We start from the raw sequence: 19,331 nt of genomic DNA, 5'->3' as shown, positions 1-19,331 counted from the left end.
ATGTGAGCGGCCTGCGCCGCGTCAATTCGCATACCGGTTCATTCTACCCGAGAGGGCGCCGCGGAAAACGCGCTCCACGATGGTTTCACGCGGCGCCGCGAGCGACGCAGGAATTGTGCGGGCGAGAAGGACGACGCGGGCGCAACGTGCCGTCACAACGAGAAAGAGCTTCTGCCACTTCTCCGGCCCGAATCGGGCGGATTGTTGGCAGAAGCTCTTATTCGGCGCCCGGCGGGGCTGGCCCTTGACAGTTTGACCTGAGCAAACTGTCAAGGGCCGCCCCCGGCGTTCCGGAAGCGGCCCAAGCTGCGTCAGAGTATGGGGCTACGCCCTACGCGCCGTGGTGGCGGCGCGGACGCGGACGGTCGTCGCCGCCCTCGCCCTTGTCGCCGGGACGGCGGCGCGGACCGCGGTGCTCGCGGCGCGGACGCCCGGCATCGCCGTCCTTCTCGCCGCGCTCGGCGCCGTGGCCGCGACCGGAGCCAGCCGGGGCCTCGGGCTTGTCGATGCGGTCGAGGCTGATCTTGCCCTTCTCGTCGACCTCGAGGACGCGGACCTTGACCTCGTCGCCGATGTTGAGAACGTCCTCGACCTTGTCCACGCGGCCCTGAGCCACACGGGAGATGTGCAGCAGGCCGTCCTTGCCGGGCAGGAGCTCGACGAAGGCGCCGAAGGGCTGGATGCCCACGACGCGGCCGGTGTACTCCTCGCCCACCTCGGGAACCTTGACGATGGCCTTGATGCGCTCGGCAGCGGCGTCGCCCGCGCCGCCGACGCCCGCGATGAAGACGGTGCCGTCCTCCTGGATGTCGATGGTGGCGCCGGTGTCCTCCTGGATGCCGCGGATGACCTTGCCGCCGGAGCCGATGACGTCGCGGATCTTGTCCGTGGGGATGGTGAGGGAGATGATCTGGGGCGCGGACTCCTTGGTGGCGGTGCGCACGCCGGGCACCGCGTCGAGCATGGCGTCGAGGATGAACATGCGGCCCTCGTGCGCCTGCATGAGCGCGGAGCGCAAGATCTCGGGCGTGAGGCCGGTGGCCTTGTTGTCCATCTGCATGGCGGTGATGCCCTTGGTGGTGCCGGTCACCTTGAAGTCCATGTCGCCGAGGAAGTCCTCGAGGCCCTGGATGTCCGTGAGGACGACGGTCTTGCCCTCCTCCTGGATGAGGCCCATGGCGACGCCGGAGACCGGGCGCTTGATGGGCACGCCGGCGTCCATGAGCGCCAGCGTGGAGCCGCAGGTGGAGCCCATCGAGGACGAGCCGTTGGACTCCATGACCTCGGAGACCACGCGGATGGTGTAGGGGAACTCCTCCTCGGAGGGGATCACCGGGAGCAGGGCCCGCTCGGCGAGGTTGCCGTGGCCGATCTCGCGGCGCTTGGGGCTGCCCATGCGGCCGGTCTCGCCGGTGCAGAACGGCGGGAAGTTGTAGTGGTGGATGTAGCGCTTGCCGTCGACGGGCTCGATGGTGTCAAGACGCTGCCACTCGTTGAGCATGCCGAGGGTGCAGACGGAGAGCACCTGGGTCTGGCCGCGCTGGAAGAGGCCGGAGCCGTGGACGCGCGGGAGGTAGTCGCCCTTGACCATGAGCGGGCGCACCTCGGTGGGCGTGCGGCCGTCGACGCGCTCGCCGGTCTCGACGACCATGAGGCGCATGGCGTGCTTCTCGAGGGCCTTGAGCTCCACGGGGATGGCGCGGCTCCACTGGGCCTGCTCCTCCTCGGTGAACTCGGCCTTGATGGCGGCCTTGAGGGCCTCGACCTTGCCGATGCGGGAGAGCTTGTCGGCGTCCTTGAGAGCGGCCTCCATCTCGTCGTAGTGGGCGAAGATGCGGTCGTGGACCTCGGGGATGGGCTCGTCGAGGATGTACTCGCGCTGCTGAATGGGGCCGTTGACCTCCTCGACCTTGGCGAAGAACTTCTTCTGCTCGGCGCAGAAGGCGGCGATGGCCTCCTGGCCAAAGGCCATGGCGGCGAGCATGTCCTCCTCGGAGATCTCCTCGGCGCCGGCCTCGAGCATGGAGATGAAGCCCTCGGCGCCGCCGAGCTCGAGGTCGAGGTCGGAGTTGTCGCGCTCCTCGTAGGTGGGGTTCACGATGAACTCGTGGGTGTCGCGGTCGCGGCCGATGCGCACGCACGCGAGCGGGCCCTCGAAGGGCACGCCGCCCACGGTGAGGGCCGCGGAGGCCGCCATGATGCAGATGGTGTCCACCGGGTTCACCTGGTCGGCCACGAGCGTGGTGGCAACGACCTGGACCTCGTTGCGGAAGCCGGCCGGGAAGCTCGGGCGCAGCGGGCGGTCGATCATGCGAGCCGTGAGGGTGGCCTTCTCGGACGGGCGCGCCTCGCGCTTGAGGTAGCCGCCGGGAATGCGGCCCACGGCGTACATCTTCTCGATGAAGTCGACCGTGAGCGGGAAGAAGTCGTAGTCCTTGCGCTCCTTGGAGACCACCGCGGTGAGAAGGACCGTGGAGTCGCCGCACTTGACGAGGCAGGAGCCGGTGGCCTGCTTGGCGAGCTCGCCGGTCTCGAGGACGTAGTGCTTGCCGTAGAGGTCGAACTCGTGTGTAACCTTTGCCATGTCTTTTCCCTTATCTCCGCCTGCCCCGTTGCAGGCGGGCCGTCTTGGCGGCCGGGCCTCCCGCGCCGCCGCCCGCGTCCCGCGGGCACATACCAAAGAAGGGGGCACCCGCGGGCGCCCCCTCCGAAGAACCGCTTACTGGATGTTGTCGCGGATGCCGAGGCTCTTGATGAGGGTACGGTAGGCCTCGATGTCGTTGCCCTTGATGTAGGAGAGCAGGCGACGACGCTTGCCGACGAGCATGAGCAGGCCGCGGCGGGTGTGGAAGTCCTTCTGGTGGGACTTCATGTGCTCGGTCAGGCCGCGGATCCTCTCGGTGAGGAGGGCAACCTGAACGGCGGCGGAGCCGGAGTCCTTCTCGTCCTTGCCGTACTGGGCGATGAGCTCGGCCTTGCGCTCCTTGGTGACTGCCATGTCAAAACCACCTTTCACATAGATTCGCCCCGAACTGGGATGGCCGTCAGGCAGTTGGCGGGCCTCCAGGTACGGGGTACTGACCTGCGGTAGTGTAGCACATGCGGCAGCGCCGGTCCTTCTCGGCAGAAAATCCACGAGATGGCGCGGGCGCGACGTCCCGCGCGGGTCCCTTGCGAGGGTATGCGCACCACCTCGTTAGGGTATGTACACCACCCCACACGTCGCTTCTTGCAAACAGGCAGGTCAGAGCGCTGCCGAGAAGAACGGGCGGATTGGGAATCTGTACATACCCGGTATGCGCACTGTGCATACCCTCAGGGGACGGGTGCGGCGGCACTCCCCTAGCCCCGCGCCGCGTCCACGAGGGCCGAGAAGATCTTTCGACTGGGCTCGTCGACGGCGTGCGAGAACTCGGGGTGCCACTGGACCGCCCAGCAGAAGCGCGATGCCGGGCGCCACACGGCCTCGACCACGCCGTCCGGTGCCGTCGCCATGACCTCGAGGCCGGGCGCCACGTCGCGCAGGGCCTGGTGGTGGAAGCTGTTGACGGGCAGCGCGCCGGCGCCCACGCAGGCGGCGAGCGGCGTTCCCGGGAGCACGTCGACCTCGTGGACGGGGTTCTCGTAGGGCGCCTTCCCGTGGTGCTCGACCTCCGAGGCCAGCTGCCTGGGGAGGTCCTGCCAGAGCGTGCCGCCCAGGACGACGTTGAGCGCCTGCAGGCCGCGGCAGATGCCGAGGAGCGGCAGGTCGCGCTCAAGTGCCGCCGGGACGAGCAGCGCCTCCATGGCGTCGCGCTCGCGGCAGAGCTCGCCGCAAAGGGCCGCGGCGGCTGGGTCGTCAACGTCGTATGCGGCAGGGTCGACGTCCTGGCCACCGGTCACGACGAGCCCGTCGAGCGTGCCGACGAGCTGCGAGATCGCGGCGGGGTCGCTCGTGAGCGGCAGCATCACGGGCACGCCTCCGGCCTCCGTCACGGCGTCGAAGTAGCCCGGCAGCATCCACAGGCTCTCGCGCGCGTAGTCGACGAGCGGCACGCAGCCGATCAGCGGCTTGTCTGGCATGGGGCACTCCCCTCTCGCGGGCGGCAGGGCACGGCCGCCCATTATGCCGCAACTCCGCGCGGCGGGGCGCCCGGGCGGAGGGAACTCCGAGTTTTCTGTACACTGGGACGGCGCTCGGCGCGCCGTCGTCAAGAAGGACTCACGTTTGCGCAGGTCATCGGGACACAAGCTCTTCTCAGCCGGTGGGAGCGGCCCGCAGTGTACAGAAAAGTCAAAGTTCACCGCGGAAGGGCGCCGGCGTCACAGCGCGCCGAGGTAGAACTCCATGGCGCGCAGACGGGCGTCGAGGTGAGTGGCCGCCCAGGTGTGGGAGCGACCGAGCAGCCACACTGCCGTCTCGGCGTCCACCGGCGCGGCGAGGAGCTCGTCGAACGTGAGCGCCAGGAGCGCCCTCAGCCACGAGAGCCCGCTCGCGGAGACGCGCTCGGCTCCCGCCACCTCGTGGGCGCAGCTCTCGCACAGCATGCCGCCCGCCAGGGGCGAGAAGAACGTCACGTCCGCGTCCCCGCAGGCGCAGCACGCCTCGAGCTCCGGCCGCCACCCGCCATGAGCCAGGACCTTCCAGGCAAAGGCCGCGGCCACGAGGTCGAGGTGCGCGCGGTCAGCGGCCTCCTCGCAGGCGGCGAGCGCCCGCGAGCAGATGGGCGCCAGGTAGCCGTCGGGCGCGTCCTCGTAGCAGGTGAGGCGCGCGACCTCGGCCACGGCGCTCGCTGCCGCCACGCGCTCGAAGTCTCCGCGCAGCGCGGCGTGAGGCTCCACGAGGGAGGCCTCGGACACCACGTCGAGCGAGCGGCCCTTTGCCAGGAGGAAGTCCGTCTCGGAGAAGAGCTCGACGCGCGCGGCAAGGCGCCCCCCGGGCTTGCGCGCACCCTTGGCCACGGCGCGCAGCTGGCGCCCATCGGCGGCGAGCAATGTGAGGATGAGGTCGGTCTCGCCCAGCTTGGTGCGGTCGAGGACGATCGCCCGCGTGCGATACGTGCGCCTCCCGCCGGCCACGGCTACTCCTCGAGGCCGTAGCCCAGACGGCGGATCTCGCGCTCGTCGCGGCGCCACTGCGGCGCCACGCGCACCGTGAGGTCGAGGTAGACCTTGCAGCCGAGGAGGCGCTCGATGTCGCACCTGGCCTCGATGCCCACGCGCTTGATCATCTGGCCGCCGCGCCCCAGCACGATGCCCTTCTGGCCGCCGCGCTCAACGAGAATCGTGGCCGCGATCGAGGCATGGCCGTCGTCGGCGTAGTCGATCTCGTCGCAGAGGACGCCCACCGAGTGCGGGAGCTCCTGGCGAAGGTGCAGGAAGAGCTTCTCGCGCACGAACTCGGCCACGAGGTCCTCGGGCGTGGCGTCCACGTCCATGCCCTCGGGGAACCACCGCGGGCCCTCGGGGAGGTGCTCGGATACCAGGCGCACGAAGGCGTCCACGTTGAAGTCCTCCGTGGCGGAGACCACGAGCTCGTCGTCAAAGCGGCAGAGGGCGCGGGCGGCCTCGAGCTGCGACGCCACCTGCTCCGGGCCGGCGATGTCGGCCTTGGTGAGCACGAGCAGCTTGTAGTCCGCGTCCGCCGAGTCCACGTGGCGCGCCACCCACTCGTCCCCGCGCCCGACGGGCTTGGTGGCGTCCACGAGGAAGGCCACGACGTCGGCGTCGGCCAGCTCGGCGAGCGCGGCCTTGTTGAGCTCGGAGCCCAGGGCGTCCTTGGGCTTGTGCAGGCCCGGGGTGTCGATGATCACGAGCTGGCTCGTGGGCGTGTTGATGACGGCGCGCATGCGGCGGCGCGTGGTCTGCGCCACGGGGCTCGTGATGGCGACCTTCTCGCCCATGCAGGCGTTGAGCAGCGTGGACTTGCCGGCGTTGGGGCGGCCCACCAGGGCAACGAAGCCGCTCCGGAACGGCTCGTCCCTCTCTGCGCCCACGTTCTTGTCGGCACGGTTCTTATCGGCAGCGTTCTTGTTGGGCATGGGACCTCCCTGGGGCGGCGCCCCGGCTAGTTGAGGATGGCGTTGGCAAAGACGATGAGCCCCACCACGGCCACGACGGCCGAGAGGAACCACACCGCGGCGGCTGCGATGTCCTTGGCGCGCCCGGCGAGCGGGTGGAACTCGGGGGAGACGAGGTCAACGACCGTCTCGACGGCGGTGTTGAAGAGCTCGGCCATGATGACCACGGCACAGCAGAGAAGGACGACGGCCCAGCTCAGGGGGTCGAGCCCCACGACGACGCCCGCCGCGACCGCGAGGGCCCCCACCGCCAGCATGACCTTGATGTTGCGCTCGGTCGTGACGGCGGTGCGGAAGCCCTGGATCGCAAAGAGAAAGCTCTTGCGAAAGCCGGGGTGGTCGCTCTTTGACCCGGGGATCACTCGTCGACCCCCTCCCTGTGCCGCGTGAGGGTCACGTGCGTGATGGGCTCGTCGCACGGCAGGAGCGCGAGGAGCTCCTCCTCGCGGGCCTCCATGGCCTCGGCCTCGGCCTCGTCCAGGTGGTCGTGGCCCAGGAGGTGGAGCAGGCCGTGCACGAGCAGCAGGCGGAACTCGTCTGCCTCGGTGGTGCCGAAGGAAGCCGACTGGCGTGCGATGTAGGAGGGAGCGAGCACGATGTCGCCGAGCTCGCAGGGCTCGCCCGGCGCGAGCGAGGGGTCGTCCGGGCGCTCGCACTCGAGGCTGATCACGTCCGTCGCGCGGTCGACGCCGCGCCACTCGAGGTTGATCTCGCGCATGCGCCCCTCGCCCACCAGGGAGACGGAGACCATGCACGGACGCGTCACGCCCTCGTGCTCGAGGACCACGTCGCAGTCGGAGAAGAGCTCCTCCTCGGAGATGGGGGCGACGATGCCGCCCTCGGCCGAGAGGTCGTAGTCGTTGGACATGGGCCGATCATCGCTCATGGCCTGCCTCCTTCTTCTGGCGGCCTTCCCCGTCGCCCCCGCGCGCGGCGGCGTCCGCGGCATAGGCGTCCACGATGCGCGCCACAAGCGTGTGGCGGACGATGTCGTTCCTGTCCAGGTCGACGAAGGAGACGTCGTCGATGCCCTCGAGCACGCGGCGGGCGGACTCGAGGCCGCCGACGCCGGTGACGTCGCGCTGCGAGGCGTCGCCCGTTACCACGAACTTTGACGAGAAGCCCAGGCGCGTGAGGAACATCTTCATCTGCTCGGGCGTGGTGTTCTGCGCCTCGTCCAGGATGACGAACGCGTTGTTGAAGGTGCGCCCGCGCATGAAGGCGAGGGGCGCGATCTCGATAACGCCGTCCTCGATGAGGGCGTTGCCCTTGCCGATGTCGGTCATGTCGAAGAGCGCGTCGTAGAGCGGGCGCACATACGGGTCGAGCTTCTCCTCCAGCGTGCCGGGGAGGTAGCCCAGGGACTCCCCCGCCTCAACCACGGGGCGGGTGAGCACGATGCGGCCCACCTCGCGGCGCTTGAGCGCGGCCACGGCCATGGCCATGGCGAGGTAGGTCTTGCCGGTGCCGGCGGGGCCGATGCCGAAGGTGATGGTGTTGGAGCGGATGGACTGCACGTAGCGCTTCTGCCCGGCCGTCTTGGGGCGGATGGCGCGCCCGCGATACGTGAGCAGGATGTCGTCACCCGAGAGGTCCACGCGCTCCGCCCCGTGGCGAACCTGGTCGATCACGAGGTCCACGTCGTCCGGGGTGGGTGCCTCGCCCGCCTCCACCAGGCGGATGAGACGGGAGAAGACCGAGGTCAGCTGGTCCACCACCGCCACCGGGCCGGAGAGCGTCACCTGGTTGCCGCGGACCGAGATCATGGCGTCGAAGCTCGCCTCGACGCGGCGCAGGACGGAGTCGGCCGGGCCCATGAGGGCCGTGGGGTCGACCGAGTCCGGGATGGTGAGTCTGACCTGCGTGGGCTCCATGCTCCTCCTGGGACGGGTGCGTCTACCCCGATGATACCCGAAACGCATGCGCGCGGGCCGGGCGCGCTTGCGTGGGCGCGGCGCCCCGAACCCGCATGGCGAGAAGAGCCGCGCTACGCGAGCGCCTCGCCCACGAGGGTGGCATCGTCGCGCACGGAGGCAAGACGCACCCGCACGAGCGAGTCGAGCGGCAGCGCCGGGTCCACGAGCACGTCGAAGAGGCCGCCCGAGACGCCGCGCCCCGGATACTGCACCAGCACGAGGTCCCGGGCGCCCACGAGGCCTCGGGCCTCGGAGAGGCGCATCTCGTCCGCGAGCTCGCGGGCGCGGCGGCTGCGCTCGGCCATAACGCGCGGGTCGACCTGTCCGGGCATGGCGGCGGCGGGCGTCCCGGGCCGGCGCGAGTAGCGGAAGACGTGCGTCTTGGCAAAGCGCATCTCGCGGCAGAACGCGAGCGACGCCTCGAACTCCTCGTCCGTCTCGCCGGGGAAGCCCACGATGAGGTCGGTCCCCAGGGCGAGCCCGGGCACCGCCTCGCGCGCGGTCTCCACCACGCGGCGGAAGAGGTCCGTGCGGTAGACGCGCGCCATGCGGCGCAGGGTCTCGTCGCAGCCGGACTGAAGGCACACGTGCAGGAAGGGCGCCACGCGCTCGCCAGCGCGCGCCATGACGGCGCAGAGCTCGGGCGTAGCGTCGGGAGGCTCGATGGACGAGAGCCGGATGCGCTCCACGTCCGTGCGCTCAAGCAGGTAGTCAAGGAGACCGGGCAGGCCCATCTCGCGCCCGCCCTCGCTCTCGGCGCGGTAGCAGCCCAGGTTGATGCCCGTGAGCACGACCTCGCGCGCGCCGCGGGCCTGGGCCTCCCGCACGGAGCGGAGGACCTCGGCGGGGGCGACGGAGCGCGCTTTCCCGCGCGCCTTCCACACGATGCAGTACGTGCAGCGGTTGTCGCAGCCGTCCTGGACCTTGATGCCGGGGCGGGTGCGGCCGGTGGGCGTGGGGGTCTGGGCACAGGCGCCGGCAGCGTCGGGCTCGGGGGCGCAGTCGAGGCCCAGGTGCTCGATCACACGACCGGCGACGAGCGACTTGTCGCGCTCCACCACGACGTTGGTCGCCAGCGCCTCGAGCTCGTCCGCAAAGAGGCTCGCCACGCAGCCCGTCGCCACCACGAGCGGCCTTCCCTGGCGCGACGCCGCGCGGCGCACGGCCTTCCTGGCCTTGGCCTCGGCCTCGCCGGTGACGGCGCAGGTGTTCACCACCACGACGTCCGCCTCACCCTCTGGCGCGATGCGCGCGCCGGCGCGCTCGAGCTCGGAGGCCATGAGGTCGAGCTCCACGCGGTTGACGCGGCAGCCCAGGTTGACGAGGGCGACGGCGGGCGCCCCGGACGACGTCACTTGCGGCTCCTGAACGGGTTCTTGGGCGCGTGCCAGCGCTCCTTGGCAAAGTGCTCGGCCGCGTTCTCCGCCGCCGCGGAGAAGCCCTCGGGCTCGGCGGCCCTGTCGGCGCGCCTGCCGGCGTTCTTATCGGCCCTCGCGCCCTTCTCGTCAGCGGCGCCGGTATCGTCGAGGGAGCGCTCGGCCACGATGGCCGCCACGTCCAGCAGCTGCTTCTTGGTGAGGTCGCGCGGGGTCACCACCTGGACCACCGCCACGAGGTTGCCGCGCGCGATCATGCCCATGCGCGGCATGCCCTTGCGCTCCACCACGACCTGCTGGCCAAACTGGCAGCCGGCCGGGACCTCCACGGTCACGCGCTCGCCCTCCATGATGCCGTCGATGGTGACGGACGTGCCGAGAATGGCCTGGAGGGAGTCCACCTGCACGGTGCAGTAGAGGTCGTCCCCGCGCCGCTCGAAGCGCTCGGACTCGGCGACCTCCACGCTCACGACGAGGTTTCCGGAGGCGTCGCCGCGCACGCCGGCCTCGCCCTTGCCGTCGACGGTGATGGTCTGGCCCGAGTGGACGCCCGCGGGCACCTGGACCTCGACCTTCTCGCGCGAGGGGGCGCGGCCCTGGCCCTCGCAGGTCTCGCAGGGGTGGTCTATGACCTGACCCTGGCCGTGGCAGGCGGGGCAGGTGGTCTGGGTCTGCATCTGGCCGAAGATGGTGCGCTGCACCTCCACCACGCGCCCGGTCCCGTGACAGCGCTCGCAGGTGTGCATGTGGCCGCCCTCGGCGGCGCCGGTGCCGCCGCAGTCCTCGCACGGGGCGAGGCGCGTGTAGGCGACGGTCTTCTTGCAGCCGGCCGCGGCCTCCTCGAGGGTGATGGTGAGGCGGATTCCCATGTCGCGGCCGCGCGTGCGCGCCGCGGCTCCGCCCGCGCCCCGGGACCCACCGCCGAAGAAGGAGTCGAAGATGTCCCCGAAGCCGAAGCCGCTCCCGCCAAAGATGTCGGACACGTCGACGTAGTCCGAGCCAAAGCCCATGGGGCCGTTGGGGTCGCCGTAGCGGTCGTAGTTGGCGCGCTTCTGGTCGTCCGAGAGGACGGCGTAGGCCTCGTTGACCTCCTTGAAGCGCTCCTCCGCGTCCGGGGCCTTGTTGACGTCCGGGTGCAGCGTGCGCGCCTTCTTGAGAAACGCGCGCTTGATGGTCTTCGCGTCTGCGTCACGAGGTACCTCGAGCACCTCGTAGTAGTCCTTCTTCGGTTCCACGTGCATACTCCAGAGACTCGTGCGTGCCAGGGGCCCCGTGCGCGGAGGGCGCCGGGGCCATGTGCCTTATACCCTAGGAAGGCGGGGCCGAGCCCCGCCAGAGAACAAAACTAGCACTTTTCTGAAAGCCGTCTGCCCGGGCACGGCGGCCCGGGCGGCGGGGCTAGCCGTAGTAGTACCCCCTGCCCATGAACCCTCCGCGCCCTAGGCCGGAGGTGCACGAGAACATGAGGGCGAAGACGAGCGCGATCATGAAGCCGTTGGAGGCGCCGTTGGCAACCGCCACGCCGGCGTTCCTCCACCAGCGGGCCTTGACCTTCACGCCATCGCGGACAACGAGGTAGACGCCTATGACCGCGGGGACGATCACGATGAGGGCGAGCGAGGCGAGCGTCCCGGTGAGAAGGCCCAGCACGAGAAACGGCAGCGCGAAGCCTATCGAGTTGAAGCCGCTCACCTGGGAGCGCGTGAGGCGCTCCTCGGGCACGCAGACGCGGCAGACGAAGTCCCCCGTGGAGGACCCGTTGGTTCCGGCATTGCCCATGCCGGGCACGCGCACCACGTCGCCGTCGTGGCTGCCCGCGGGGACGTCGACGACGACCTCGCTCGCCGTGAGCGTGCGACCCGAGCCCCCGCAGGAGCGGCACGGGTCCGCGACGACCTTGCCCGTGCCCTCGCACTCCGGGCACGTCATCATCATCACGCCAAAGAGGCCGGTGTCCACGGTGATGTGGCCGGCGCCGCCGCAGGTGGGGCAGGTCTCGGGGTGGTCGGAGACCACGGAGCCCGAGCCGTGGCACGCCTCGCAGGCGGCGTAGCGCTGGTAGGTCACGCCGCGGCGCGCCCCCGCGGCCGCCGTCTCGGCGTCGAGGGCGAGCTCGTAGACCACGTCCGCGCCGGCGCGCGGATTGTAGGCGCGCGACTTGCGGCGCTGCGCGGCGCCGCCGAAGCCCCCGCCGAAGGGCCCCCAGCCAAACGGGCTGCCGCCGAAGGGGTCGCCGTATCCGCCACCCGCGGGCGAGCCGTAGCCGCCGCCGGCAAAGGGGCTGCCGGACCTCATGGCGTCGTAGCGCTTGCGCTTGTCGGGGTCGGAGAGGACGGCGTATGCCTCCGAGACCTCCTTGAAACGCTCCTCCGCGTCCGGCTCCTTGTTGACGTCCGGATGGAGCTTCCTTGCCTTCGTCTGGAACGCCTTGCGTATGTCCTCGGTGGAGGCGTCCTTCTCGACGCCCAGGATGGCGTAGTAGTCCTTCTCGTTCATTGATGCCATGTGGCATGTCTCCCTGCTGGCGATACGTCACAGATGGGGAGAGTATACCCGCCATTCAGGGGCTTTGGGGAAACGCCACGGTATCAGCGCAGTCGGTGCGCGAGCGGGGCGGCCGCCAGCGCGTGCGCAGCGGCTAGTCCTCGAGCGTCATCTGGCGGTAGGAGACCCCGCAGCGGTCGAGGATGTTCTTGGAGATGCGGTTGTCCTCGGTGCCGTCATACTTGTCATCGAGGTAGACCACCTCGCCGATGCCCGCCTGCACGAGCGTCTTGGCGCACTCGTGGCACGGGAAGAGCGTGACGTAGGCCGTGGCGCCCGTCATGTCCTTGAGGGTGCCGCGGTAGTTGAGGATGGCGTTGGCCTCGGCGTGAATGACGTAGTTGTGCTTGTCGTAGAGCGGGTCGTCCGCGACTCCCCAGGGGAACTCGTCGTCGTTGAGGCCGTGGGGCGTGCCGTTGTAGCCCACGGAGAGGATGCGGTGGTTGGTGTCCGCGATGCAGGCGCCGACCTGCGTGTTGGGGTCCTTGCTGCGCAGGCTCGCGGCGACGGCGGCCTTCATGAAGAACTCGTCCCAGCTGATGACGTCCGTGCGCTTGCCCGGCATGACGATCCCCTCTCAACGGCGTTTCTGCTGCTAGCATGCATCATTTGCCCATCGCGCGCAAGGGGCGGGAAGAACGGGGCCCGGCCGCGGCGTGCGACCGGGCCCCTCTGTAAATTGGGGACTGTCCCCAATTTACAGACTGTTGGCGGCGGCGTAGGCGGTGCGGATGGCGCTCGCGATGTCGGCGGTGCGCTCGCCGGAGCAGTCGCCCACCAGCGTCACGGGCACGTCGAGGGCGCTCGCGTCGAAGGGCACGGCGCGCGAGCCCACGGCCATGACCACGCAGTCGCACGGCACGCTCACGGCCTCGCCGTCGCGCTCGGCCTCCACGCCCGCCCCCGTGATCGCGGTCACGCGCGTGTTCACCAGCTGCTCCACGCCCTTCTCGGCGAACTCGGCCATGATCGTGGGCAGGATGGTCCCGGACTCCCCCGCCGCGATCGTGTCGAGCATCTCCACTATGGTGACGTCGCAGCCGCGGGCGAGCAGGTACTCCGCGGTCTCGGTGCCCACGAGGCCGCCGCCGATGACGGCCACGCGCCCCTCGGGCGCGACCTTGCCGGCGAGCACGTCCCACGCGGAGACCACGTTGGGGCCGTCGGCGCCGGGCACCGGCAGCGTGACGTTCTCGGCGCCCACCGCCGCGATGACTGCATCGAAGCCGGCGAGGTCGGTGGCTGTGGCCTCGTGGCCCAGGCGCACGTCGACGCCCAGGGCCGGCAGGACGCGCTCGTAGTACTCGACGGCGCGCATGATCTCGGCCTTGCGCGGCGGCGCGGCGGCGAGCTCGATCTGGCCGCCCAGGCGCTCGGCGCGCTCGAAGAGCGTGACGTCGTAGCCGCGCTTGGCCGCCACGCGCGCGGCCTCGCAGCCGGCGATGCCGCCGCCCACCACGGCCACGCGCTTCTCGCCCTCTCCGGGGCGGATGGAGGTCGTGGCCTCGTCGCCGTTCTCTGCGTTGAGCACGCAGGAGATGTAGCGCCTGCCCTGGATGGCGTCGACGCAGCCCTTGTTGCAGTTGAGGCACAGGCGCACGGGCTCGCCGGATGCCGCCTTGAGGGCGATGTCGGGATCCGCGAGCAGCGAGCGACCGTAGCCGATGACGTCCGCCTGGCCCTCCTCGAGGATCTTCTCGCCGGCCTCGGGCGTGACCACGCGGCCGACGGTGGCAACGGGGACGTCCACGAGGGACTTCACGCGTGCCGCCACCGGGAGCGTCCAGTTGTAGGGCATCGTCCCCATGGGCGGGATGGTGTCGCCCATGTTGCCCGTGTGGTTGGCCTGGGCCACCTGGATCATGTCCACTCCCGCCTGGGCGAGAAGGACGGCGAGCTCGCAGGCCTCGTCGGGCTCGAGGCCACCCTTGCCGCGCTTGGAACCGTCCGGGTTGGTCATGATGACGGGGAGCTTGTACTCCACCATGAGGCCCGGCGCCGCCTCCTTGATCGCCGCCACGACCTCGAGGGCGTAGCGCACGCGGTTCTCGAAGGAGCCGCCGTACTCGTCCGTGCGGTGGTTGAGCGCCGTGGAGCAGAGAGACCCCACCAGGCGGTCACCGTGCACCTCGATGGCGTCGACGCCGGCCCTCTCCGCCCGGGCGGCGCAGGCCGCGATGGCCTCCCTGATCTCACCGAGCTGCTCGACGGTGGCCTCGGAGACGAAGTGCTGCATGTCGTGGTGGAGCTTGGCGTAGGCCTGGTTGGCGATCTCCTTGGACTCGGCCATCTTGGCGGCGAAGGTCTCCATGTCGCCTGCGGCCTGGGCCTTCTGCCCCTCCATCGCCGCCATGCGAGAGGCCATGATGAGCCTGCCCACGCCGGGAACGTCGTACTCGGGATGGAAGAGCTGCAGGGCGAGCTTGGCGCCGTGAGCGTGGACGGCGTCGGCGAGGGCCGCGAAGCTCGGGATCTGGGAGTCGTCGCAGAGCTTGGGCGTGGGGCTCGCGGTGTTCACGGGCGCCACGTCGCCGATGACGATGTAGGAGACGCCGCCCTTGGCCAGGCGCTCGTAGAACGCGAGGCTTCGCGCGCCGATGGAGCCGTCGCGCTCCTCGTAGCCGGTGGTGAGCGGCGGGAACATGACGCGGTTCTTGAGCGTGAGGTTGCCGACCTTGATCGGCTCGAGCAGCTTGGTGAATGCCATGGGGCGTCCCCTCCTCGGTCGTTGCGATGCATAACAGCATAGGCCCCGCAAGCAGCTCGGCAGGCAGCGGCTCGGCGGGACGCCCGTTCTTCTCGCCCTGTGGCGAGAAGAACCTTTATGCTGAGGTTTAATGTTGTCGTCAAGAACCCTCAAGTAGCCCTCAAGCTCGCAGGTGGACGAGCTGTGGACGGGGTCTCTGGGTGCGGCAGACGTGGCCCGTACACAAATGCGCTTCTGAGCACGGGACCCGGGGCGCTTCTCGCCTGCACTCGTGAGTGCGAGCATCAAGTGCGGGCGGTTTCGAGTCCGGGATGCATTGAGTGCGCGGTCCTTCTCGGCATATGCCGCCAAGTGCGAGCATCGAGTGCGCTCCGGCCCGCACTCGATCCACCAGGACGAGAAGCGCGGGCGGCTAGTCGTCCGCGGCGAGGTCCCACATGAGGCCGTAGAGCTCGTTTCCAAGGAGCCAGCCCCGCTCGGTGGGAACGAGCCTGCCGCCCGCGTCCCACGCGGCCAGTCCCCGTGACAGCGCGGTCGACACGGCGGAGTCCACGCTCTTCTCGCCCGCCACGCTCCGCGCCCGGGACAGGAGCTCGGGACCAACCCCACGCGTCATGCGCATGCCCAGCATGAGGTCTTCCGCTACGGCCTCGCGCGCGGTGAGGCGCTCTACGTCGAATGCCATCCCGACGTCGTCCCGCTGCACGTAGCGCACGCGCCCCGTGCCCTCCCCCGCGGGCTCGCCGCCGAGGAGCGCCGCCAGCGCGTCCCACTCCCCTGCACCGAGCATTCCCGCGGCCGAACGGCCGAGGCCGAGGTAGCTCGCGCCCGTCCAGTAGGCAATGTTGTGGGCGCACTCGCGTCCGGGCAGCGCGTAGCTCGCGACCTCGTAGGGATGGTAGCCGGCCGCCCCCAGAACGCGACGTGCCTCCTCCATGCACCAGGCCTGGAGGTCGGCGTCCGGCTCGAGCGAGGGGTCAGTCTCGGCGCGGTGCGCGAGCGGCGCCCCCTCCTCCAGCGTGAGGGGGTACACGGAGGCGTGGTCCGGTGACGTCGCCACGATGCGGGACAGCGTGCGCCGCCAGCTCTCCCGTGACTGTCCGGGAAGCCCGCACATGAGGTCGCAGGAGACGGAGAGACCCGCCGCCCTGGCCCGCGCAACCGCGGCCAGGGCCTGCTCCGCCGTATGGATGCGCCCGATGGCGCGGAGCTCCGCGGGGTCGAGCGTCTGAACGCCGAGCGAGACGCGCGTGGCTCCTGCCTCGGCAAGCGCCGCGGCCATGGATTCGTCGAAGGACTCCGGGTTGGCCTCGCACGTGAGCTCGTCCGGCGCGCACCAGCTGCGAACGCGGCGAACGAGCTCGGGCAGGCCGGGGCCCAGCACCGTGGGCGTGCCCCCACCCACGTAGGCCGTGCGGACCTCGGAGAGCGCACCAGCCTCGCCGAAGGCGTCAATCCGAGCAAGCAGGCCCTCGAGATAGCGCGAGGCCGCCTTCTCGAGCGCCTCGCCGCACAGGGGCCGCGAGTCGAAGTCGCAGTACGCGCACTTGGCGTGACAAAACGGTATGTGCAGGTAGAGCGCGGAGATCATAGACATCTCCTCTCGTGGGCGACGCTCCCGTGCGTCGGTCCCCAAGAGGGTATGTACACCGCCCCCTCAGGGTATGTACACGTTTCCAAGCTGCCCGCTCTTCTCGTTAGCACTTCTACCAGCGGGAACGCAAGCCAATCAAGTCGTGAAAGTGCGCATACCCTCAAGGGGCGGTGTACACACCCTCCAAAACCGACACCCCAGTCGAGAAGGACGCGCACTCGGAGCTCACGACCCCAGCGCCGCGCGAACCTCCGCCGCGACCGCGAGGAACTCCTCGGCCGTCACGCAGCTCATGGCCGCGTTCCTCCACCTTGCGGCGTCGGGCATGCCCTTGAAGTACCAGCCAGCGAGACTGCGGGCGCGCTTGAGATGGGCGCCCGTGGCCTCGAGCAGGCGCACGTGGCACTCGAACGCCGCGATCTTCTCGACCGGCGTCGGGACGTGACCCGAGAACACCCACGGGTTGCCGTACGTGCCGCGCGCCACCATCACGGCAGCCGCACCGGTCTCGGAGAGAGCGCGCCTCGCCGCGTCGTGCGAGAGGACGTCCCCAGAGGCTATGACCGGGATGTCCACCGCGTCGACGACGCGCGCAACGGCCCCCCAGTCCGCCTCGCCGTGGTACATCTGCGTGGCAAAGCGGCCGTGCACCGCCACCGCCGCGGCGCCCGCGGCCTCCATCGCGCGCGCGAACTCCGGCGCGACCTCCTGTCCCATGTAGCGGCCCCGACGAATCTTCACCGTCACGGGAACGCCGGGAGCGCCCTCCCGGCACGCGCGCACGATCCCTGCCGCGAGCCCGGGGTCCTCCAGCAGCGCCGAGCCCTCGCCCTTGCGCGTGACCTTGGGCACGGGACAGGCCATGTTGATGTCGAGAAGCGCCAGGCGATCTCCCAGGCGGGCCGCCACGCGCTCCGCGGACTCTCGGAAGAGCTCCGGCTTGGAGCCAAAGAGCTGCACGGCGATCTCCGGCTCCGCCGGGTCCGGGTCCACGAGCTCCCAGCTCTTCTCGCCGTAGTGGAGGCCGGCGCAGGAGACCATCTCGGAGTAGGCCAGCGCCGCGCCCCCCGAGCGCGCCATGAGGCGATACGCCGCGTCGGAGACGCCTGCCATCGGCGCCATGAGGAGCTTGCCGGAGAGCTCGCGATCCCAGGCGGGCAGGTCGGGCGAGAGCGCGGCGGCGGGGGCAAGCTCGGAGAGGACCTCGGAGGCCGTCACTGGTCGTCCACCTTGAGGACGGCGAGGAACGCCTCCTGCGGCACCTCCACGGAGCCGATCTGCTTCATGCGCTTCTTGCCCTCCTTCTGCTTCTCGAGGAGCTTGCGCTTGCGCGAGATGTCTCCGCCGTAGCACTTGGCCAGCACGTCCTTGCGCACGGCCTTGACCGTGGAGCGCGAGATGATCTTGTTTCCGATGGCGCCCTGGATGGGTACCTCGAACTGCTGGCGCGGGATGATCTCCTTGAGCTTGTCGCAGAGGCCGCGGGCGAGGGCATACGCCTTGTCCCGGTGCACGATGAAGCTGAGCGCGTCCACCTCGTCGCCTGAGAGCAGGATGTCGAGCTTCACGAGGTCGCTCGTGCGGTAGTCGGAGAACTCGTAGTCCAGGCTCGCGTAGCCCTTGGTGCGGCTCTTGAGCTGGTCGAAGAAGTCAAGGATGAGCTCCGCCAGGGGAATGTCGAAGTGCATCTCCACGGACTTCTCGGTGAGGTAGATCATGTCCTGCGTGATGCCGCGGTGCTCGATGGCGAGCTGCATCACGGCGCCCGTGTACTCGGGCGGCACGATGACCTTTGCCTTGAGGAAGGGCTCCTCGATGTGGTCTATGCGCGTGACGTCCGGGAGGTCCTGCGGGCTTCTCACCTCGAGCATCTCCCCGTCGGTCTTGTAGACGTGGTAGTCGACCGAGGGCGAGGTGGCTATGAGCGAGAGCGAGAACTCGCGCTCCAGGCGCTCCTTCACGACCTCCATGTGCAGGAGCCCGAGAAAGCCCACGCGGAACCCGAAGCCCAGGGCCACGGAGGTCTCCGGGCTCCAGGTGAGCGACGGGTCGTTCACGCGCAGCTTCTCCAGCGCGTCGCGCAGGTTCTCGTAGTCCTTGTTGTCCACCGGGAAGATGCCGGTGTAGACCATGGGCTTGGCCTCGCGGTAGCCGGGCAGCGCCTCGGCGCAGGGGCGGTCGCGGTACGTGAGCGTGTCGCCCACGCGCACGGCGGCGGGGTCCTTGAGGCCCGTGACCACGTAGCCGACCTCGCCCACGCCGAGCTCCGCCATGGGGGTCTCGGCCGGGCGGCGCACGCCCACGCCGTCAACGAGGAAGTCCACGCCGGACTGCATCATCGTGAGCTGGTCGCCCTTGCGGATGCGCCCGTCGAAGACGCGCACCGTGGCCACGACGCCGCGGTACTCGTCGAAGTAGGAGTCCAGGATGAGCGCCTTGAGCGGAGCCTCGCGGTCCCCGGAGGGCGGGGAGACGAGAAGGACGATGGCCTCGAGGAGGTCGTGGATGCCCTCGCCCGTCTTGCCGGACACGCACACGGCGTCGTCGGCGGGGATGGCCAGGTCCTCCTCGATCTCCATCTTGACCTCGTCCGGGTGCGCGCTCGGGAGGTCGATCTTGTTGATCGCCGGCACGATGTCGAGGTTCGCGTTCATCGCGAGGCTCGCGTTGGAGACCGTCTGGGCCTCCACGCCCTGCGTGGCGTCAACCACCAGGACCGCGCCCTCGCACGCGGCGAGGCTGCGGGAGACCTCGTAGGTGAAGTCCACGTGCCCCGGCGTGTCGATGAGGTTGAACTGGTAGGTCTCGCCGTCGTCCGCGTCATAGGTCACGCGGACGGCGTTGGACTTGATGGTGATGCCGCGCTCTCGCTCGATGTCCATCGTGTCGAGCAGCTGGGCCTCCATGTCGCGCTCCTCCACCGTGTGGGTGAGCTCGAGAATGCGGTCCGAGATGGTCGACTTGCCGTGGTCGATGTGCGCAACGATCGAGAAGTTGCGGATATGTGAGGTATCGTTGGTAGCCATGTGGTGAATGATAGCGAACTCGCGCTCGATATGCTATATTCGTCGGGTTGACCTCGCCGTGTCTCAGCACAGAGGCCTCACATAGATTGGGAACCGAAAGGAACTGCAC

16 protein-coding genes are annotated in these 19,331 nt (G+C 69.7%); all 16 read right to left on the bottom strand.

What is annotated here, in order from left to right; all coding sequences use genetic code 11:
• Window positions 1–331: 331 nt before the first annotated feature.
• The 16 genes from B5F79_RS08020 to lepA all read right to left on the bottom strand — a co-directional run bounded on the left by B5F79_RS08020 (window position 332) and on the right by lepA (window position 19,222).
• Window positions 332–2,584: a polyribonucleotide nucleotidyltransferase gene (locus B5F79_RS08020; protein WP_087219943.1), complete on the bottom strand. Its 2,253-nt coding sequence runs from the start codon at window positions 2,582–2,584 to the stop codon at window positions 332–334.
• A 135-nt stretch (window positions 2,585–2,719) separates the two neighbouring features.
• Window positions 2,720–2,998, bottom strand: a complete 279-nt coding sequence (gene rpsO / locus B5F79_RS08015) for a 30S ribosomal protein S15 (RefSeq protein ID WP_087219940.1) — start codon at window positions 2,996–2,998, stop codon at window positions 2,720–2,722.
• A gap of 344 nt (window positions 2,999–3,342) precedes the next feature.
• Complete coding sequence (locus B5F79_RS08010) at window positions 3,343–4,062, bottom strand: gamma-glutamyl-gamma-aminobutyrate hydrolase family protein (protein ID WP_087219937.1); 720 nt, start codon at window positions 4,060–4,062, stop codon at window positions 3,343–3,345.
• Window positions 4,063–4,302: 240 nt separating this feature from the next.
• A complete protein-coding gene (gene recO, locus B5F79_RS08005; protein ID WP_087219934.1) occupies window positions 4,303–5,058 on the bottom strand; it encodes a DNA repair protein RecO in 756 nt (251 codons plus the stop codon).
• Between the two features lie 2 nt (window positions 5,059–5,060).
• Window positions 5,061–6,020, bottom strand: a complete 960-nt coding sequence (gene era, locus B5F79_RS08000; protein WP_087219931.1) for a GTPase Era — start codon at window positions 6,018–6,020, stop codon at window positions 5,061–5,063.
• Between the two features lie 26 nt (window positions 6,021–6,046).
• Entirely contained in the window at window positions 6,047–6,421 is a 375-nt protein-coding gene (locus B5F79_RS07995) for a diacylglycerol kinase family protein (RefSeq protein WP_087219929.1), read from the bottom strand.
• Window positions 6,418–6,945, bottom strand: a complete 528-nt coding sequence (gene ybeY, locus B5F79_RS07990) for an rRNA maturation RNase YbeY (protein ID WP_342632984.1) — start codon at window positions 6,943–6,945, stop codon at window positions 6,418–6,420. Before ybeY ends, B5F79_RS07995 begins: the two co-directional genes overlap by 4 nt.
• Window positions 6,935–7,933 carry a PhoH family protein gene (locus B5F79_RS07985; RefSeq protein ID WP_087219923.1) on the bottom strand — a complete coding sequence of 333 codons (999 nt, stop codon included), beginning with the start codon at window positions 7,931–7,933 and terminating at the stop codon, window positions 6,935–6,937. The genes ybeY and B5F79_RS07985 overlap by 11 nt, the downstream gene beginning before the upstream one ends.
• A gap of 113 nt (window positions 7,934–8,046) precedes the next feature.
• On the bottom strand, window positions 8,047–9,330 hold the full coding sequence (locus B5F79_RS07980) for a MiaB/RimO family radical SAM methylthiotransferase (RefSeq protein ID WP_087219920.1): 1,284 nt from the start codon (window positions 9,328–9,330) through the stop codon (window positions 8,047–8,049).
• On the bottom strand, window positions 9,327–10,586 hold the full coding sequence (gene dnaJ / locus B5F79_RS07975; protein WP_087220072.1) for a molecular chaperone DnaJ: 1,260 nt from the start codon (window positions 10,584–10,586) through the stop codon (window positions 9,327–9,329). Before dnaJ ends, B5F79_RS07980 begins: the two co-directional genes overlap by 4 nt.
• Window positions 10,587–10,749: 163 nt before the next feature.
• Entirely contained in the window at window positions 10,750–11,856 is a 1,107-nt protein-coding gene (locus B5F79_RS07970) for a DnaJ domain-containing protein (RefSeq protein ID WP_087219917.1), read from the bottom strand.
• A gap of 133 nt (window positions 11,857–11,989) precedes the next feature.
• On the bottom strand, window positions 11,990–12,460 hold the full coding sequence (locus B5F79_RS07965) for a deoxycytidylate deaminase (protein ID WP_087219914.1): 471 nt from the start codon (window positions 12,458–12,460) through the stop codon (window positions 11,990–11,992).
• A 132-nt stretch (window positions 12,461–12,592) separates the two neighbouring features.
• Window positions 12,593–14,602 (bottom strand): bilirubin reductase, long form, encoded by a 2,010-nt coding sequence (gene bilR / locus B5F79_RS07960; RefSeq protein ID WP_087219911.1) that lies wholly within the window; start codon window positions 14,600–14,602, stop codon window positions 12,593–12,595.
• Between the two features lie 412 nt (window positions 14,603–15,014).
• Window positions 15,015–16,193: a coproporphyrinogen-III oxidase family protein gene (locus B5F79_RS07955; protein ID WP_087219908.1), complete on the bottom strand. Its 1,179-nt coding sequence runs from the start codon at window positions 16,191–16,193 to the stop codon at window positions 15,015–15,017.
• 228 nt (window positions 16,194–16,421) lie between these two features.
• A complete protein-coding gene (locus B5F79_RS07950) occupies window positions 16,422–17,414 on the bottom strand; it encodes a tRNA dihydrouridine synthase (protein ID WP_241147283.1) in 993 nt (330 codons plus the stop codon).
• Complete coding sequence (gene lepA / locus B5F79_RS07945) at window positions 17,411–19,222, bottom strand: translation elongation factor 4 (RefSeq protein ID WP_087219905.1); 1,812 nt, start codon at window positions 19,220–19,222, stop codon at window positions 17,411–17,413. The genes B5F79_RS07950 and lepA overlap by 4 nt, the downstream gene beginning before the upstream one ends.
• Between the last annotated feature and the right edge of the window lie 109 nt (window positions 19,223–19,331).

Source organism: Olsenella sp. An285 (assembly GCF_002159625.1).
Taxonomy (GTDB): domain Bacteria; phylum Actinomycetota; class Coriobacteriia; order Coriobacteriales; family Atopobiaceae; genus Thermophilibacter; species Thermophilibacter avicola.
The sequence above is the reverse complement of the archived record's forward strand: the minus strand, read 5'-3'. Positions and strand labels throughout refer to the sequence as shown.

Coding starts and splice junctions, on each gene's coding strand:
- ybeY (WP_342632984.1), bottom strand. CDS start 6,945: ATGAGCGATGATCGGCCCATGTCCAACGACTACGACCTCTCGGCCGAG.
- rpsO (WP_087219940.1), bottom strand. CDS start 2,998: ATGGCAGTCACCAAGGAGCGCAAGGCCGAGCTCATCGCCCAGTACGGC.
- era (WP_087219931.1), bottom strand. CDS start 6,020: ATGCCCAACAAGAACGCTGCCGATAAGAACCGTGCCGACAAGAACGTG.
- B5F79_RS07965 (WP_087219914.1), bottom strand. CDS start 12,460: ATGCCGGGCAAGCGCACGGACGTCATCAGCTGGGACGAGTTCTTCATG.
- lepA (WP_087219905.1), bottom strand. CDS start 19,222: ATGGCTACCAACGATACCTCACATATCCGCAACTTCTCGATCGTTGCG.
- bilR (WP_087219911.1), bottom strand. CDS start 14,602: ATGGCATTCACCAAGCTGCTCGAGCCGATCAAGGTCGGCAACCTCACG.
- B5F79_RS08020 (WP_087219943.1), bottom strand. CDS start 2,584: ATGGCAAAGGTTACACACGAGTTCGACCTCTACGGCAAGCACTACGTC.
- B5F79_RS07985 (WP_087219923.1), bottom strand. CDS start 7,933: ATGGAGCCCACGCAGGTCAGACTCACCATCCCGGACTCGGTCGACCCC.
- B5F79_RS08010 (WP_087219937.1), bottom strand. CDS start 4,062: ATGCCAGACAAGCCGCTGATCGGCTGCGTGCCGCTCGTCGACTACGCG.
- B5F79_RS07970 (WP_087219917.1), bottom strand. CDS start 11,856: ATGGCATCAATGAACGAGAAGGACTACTACGCCATCCTGGGCGTCGAG.
- B5F79_RS07955 (WP_087219908.1), bottom strand. CDS start 16,193: ATGATCTCCGCGCTCTACCTGCACATACCGTTTTGTCACGCCAAGTGC.